Here is a 3191-nt window from a genome sequence, read left to right on the forward strand (position 1 = left end):
CAACCAGTTTGCCATTCTGTTTGGGGAACGCTTCACCAACGCGATTAACTAACTACGAACCGCGACCCCGGCACACAAAATTCCTGACAGGTCCGGAATCTCAGCTGGCAAAGGTAGTCGAACGCATCCTCGCACAACCTGGACGCAAGTCAGACTCTCACCTGGTTACACTTCCATCTGGTGATCCGTTAAAGCAATGGAACCTCCGCTTGCGCTTTGATACAGCACGAAATGCTGCAGCTGATCGTGCAGTTGAAATGGGGAAGAAGGCACTGGCGGCGCGCATCAAAAAATTCCAGTTCCGCGATATCCGCGCGAAATCCGCCAGTGAGATCGCCGACATCAAAGCTGCCAGCGAGCTACTGGGGCATACGGAAGGTGACATAACTGATCGGGTTTATCGCCGGGTCGGCCAAGCTGTTAAGCCAACAAGATAGCAGCCGGGCCACAAGCGCGATACGCAAAGCACAAACGCACGTCGATCAGGGCCGATAGACCGGAATTCTCACGCGCCAGTTCTTGACTGGCGCGTTCTTTAAAGTCTTAGTGCAGCTAACGACGACTTGTGGTTCTTCGCCTGGCTCGGTTGCCTGCCAGTTGGCAACCAGCGGAACAGCACACTCCCAGACTACAACCCGAATGTCTGGATTACCGACTTCCCATTGAGTCTTCCTCGTTGAATTTTCGCGGCGGATGAATTCCTTCGCCGCTTCCCTGATCTCGTAGAGGCCGTGCCTATTTCCCCGCGTCCGATATTCGAGCAGAGGGTCTTCAGCGACATCATGGGCAGAGCAGCTCACAGACGTGGCAACCGCACAAAGCAGGAGCCCAACTACCTTATTCAATTGTAACGATGCCCACATACTTACCTTCCTTATCGCTTCGATTTGAGATGAGATAGCGATATACGTCATTCCATTTGGTCAGATCATATATGGTGACGCATCCCTCAGATAGATTTCCAACGTGGACAAAATTACTGTTAGCTGTCGCTGCGTACTCGATAGGAAACCACACAGTGTGATACTTAAGGTCTGGATTGCCTCCAGGGTATGTCACATAAAATTCGGTACTATCCGGGTTGTGCGCATGCTGCGGGGCTAAAATTTTGTATGTCCCCTTCGGTAAAGGCTTTGATTGCTTCCATGTGTGGAAACCAGGCCCTGGTGCCGTTTCCCAGAACTTCACATCCGAGTCAAGTGAGATCATTGAAGTCTGGCCATTGAATGAAAGCGTCCCAACAAGTTGGTTATGCGTGTCATTCCGGGGTTTCGAATACAAACGTTCACGCCCTTTCATCTTTGCGACTAGCTTTGCGCCAGAGCCACGAGTCGCGGCAACCAAACATTTCGCTGCATTCTCGCTCTTGAGGCTTGCCGTTTCCCGCTTGTACTCACCTTCGAGAATTATAAAGTGAGTGCGACTACCCTCCTTGATCACCGAGACCTTCACGAATTCCGGAAGGAAGGCCATTTGACCCGATGACTCCAATTGGACCTTCAGCCATCCAGACATGTCCGGGGACTTCGTGTACTTCGTCGTGACGACCGCTTGATGAACGCTATTTGCAGCGGTGTTGGTACGTGCTCGCGCGATAACCTGATTCATGAGTCAATGTGCCCTAAACAAACCTCGATATATTCCGCGCCTTCGGTGCGGTAGCGTCCCGTACGCCCTTCCTCATCGGTGACCCCGTGAATCCGCTGGCCTGACGGCAGAAAGATGGTGTAAGGCACGCCCGCCAACATCAGGTCATCTTCGTCCTTGAGTTGGAATTGTTCGTCATATAGCGTGGCATCGTCAGCGACTTCGGCCGACTGCGAAATCGTTGGGTGCTGCCCTGGAGCCAGTGAGGTAATTGGCCCAGCAGCCGCCGTCTCATCACTTGGCCGCTTTGATGCCGGCGAAGCTTCATTTGGAGAACCGGATGAGGCCCGACCGCCCCATTCGACGGTATCGGTGAATTGGCTAGCGATAAGCACTGCGCCGCACGAAGTTTTCATTCCAGCAAGCGCAACGCCCTTGCCAAAGAATGTCGTGGTTGGCACACCCTCAATGATCGGGAAATCGCCCTTGCATTTAGGGCAGTGGACCTTGTGGCCAATGTAGGCTATTGGCTTCCCCATGCAAATGTCAGTCTGCGACCCTTCCAAGACTGTCCCATTGTGGCTCGTAGTGTCCCCAAGCCGAATTATTTCTCCAGCCATGTAATACCCTTGAATCAGTGAATCCAAGATTGTATTTCTGACCATTTCTTGATGTCGCACTGTTGAGCTACCGCACGACAGCTTTCGCATTTGGGGCCAGCGGCTGCATGCCTTGATCGCATAAAATCATTTCCGCATCTCGGCCACGACGTATCCAAAATCAAAGAGTTACGTAGCGCATTTTTGGGTCCCACGCGGAAACGAATTTGCGCTAAGATGCTGATCTTTCAGAAGAAGTGCTGAGACTTGAAAACTGCCGACGGTTAATCCCGTTCGTGAGTTCGAATCTCACCGCTCCGCCAATAAGAAATTCCAGGATGTTCCAGAACGTCCCAAGAGCCGCGATCCTCCCAGTGAGTTCGCGGTTTTTTTGCCCCCCAAAACGTCCGAGGCAATCCCTTTACATCCCAGTTTTTTTCGAAATTCACCGCACCGCCAAAGATTAAATTCACGCCCAGCGTTCAACGGCGCAGTCATGCACTCAGGCCAGCGACACGTGGCACCCTACCTGGTCGAGCGCTTTATTCCCCAATCCACATGCTTTATCGGTAGGCCATGTGAGGGGGCTCATCACCATCCCCCAGTTATACACATTTCCTCCACCGTCGCGGTAGACCCAATGCACCAATTCGTTTTTGCTGTTCATGATCCCCAGGATGCCTTGTCCACCCGGATCGGCGTTGCTGGTGAGAGTTGCCGTCGGTATACCGCATATCACCTGTACGTACAGTGTCAATGCTTCCGGCGTCATCGCGCATTGGAACTCATTGCTGCGGTCGATGAAAATCTGGGCGCGCACTGCCCGATCGGCAGCGCTGAGAAATCCCTCAACTCCTAGCTTCATCAGATCCGAATTGAGTTCCTTATTCGTAAGCGTCAAAGCAGCGCCGTCTTGAGCGCCACGCTGCTTTAACCGATGATGTTCCCAACACCGCTGGGAAGCGGAGTTTAAACGCCGGAGAATTTATCGGCGTAGTTCCAGGG

The 3191-nt window shown here is 52.7% G+C and carries 3 protein-coding genes and 1 pseudogene; 1 reads left to right on the top strand and 3 read right to left on the bottom strand.

Going from position 1 to position 3191, the window contains the following annotated elements; translation table 11 throughout:
- A pseudogene (locus ASE26_RS31690) lies at positions 1-437 on the top strand (hypothetical protein); the annotation flags it as partial.
- A 400-nt stretch (positions 438-837) separates the two neighbouring features.
- On the opposite strand, the gene ASE26_RS21825 reads toward ASE26_RS31690, so the two are convergent.
- From ASE26_RS21825 to ASE26_RS21835, 3 genes are all read right to left on the bottom strand, one after another.
- Entirely contained in the window at positions 838-1608 is a 771-nt protein-coding gene (locus tag ASE26_RS21825; protein ID WP_057246939.1) for a hypothetical protein, read from the bottom strand.
- Positions 1605-2234, bottom strand: a complete 630-nt coding sequence (locus ASE26_RS30195; protein WP_229207243.1) for a PAAR domain-containing protein — start codon at positions 2232-2234, stop codon at positions 1605-1607. Before ASE26_RS30195 ends, ASE26_RS21825 begins: the two co-directional genes overlap by 4 nt.
- Positions 2235-2688: 454 nt before the next feature.
- Positions 2689-3087 carry a hypothetical protein gene (locus ASE26_RS21835; RefSeq protein ID WP_057246940.1) on the bottom strand — a complete coding sequence of 133 codons (399 nt, stop codon included), beginning with the start codon at positions 3085-3087 and terminating at the stop codon, positions 2689-2691.
- Positions 3088-3191: the final 104 nt, after the last annotated feature.

It is taken from the genome of Duganella sp. Root198D2, assembly GCF_001428585.1.
Classification (GTDB): Bacteria; Pseudomonadota; Gammaproteobacteria; order Burkholderiales; family Burkholderiaceae_D; genus Rugamonas.

What these genes read in the sequence shown, in the direction of transcription:
- ASE26_RS21825 (WP_057246939.1), bottom strand. Translation starts at nt 1,608, where the DNA reads ATGAATCAGGTTATCGCGCGAGCACGTACCAACACCGCTGCAAATAGC.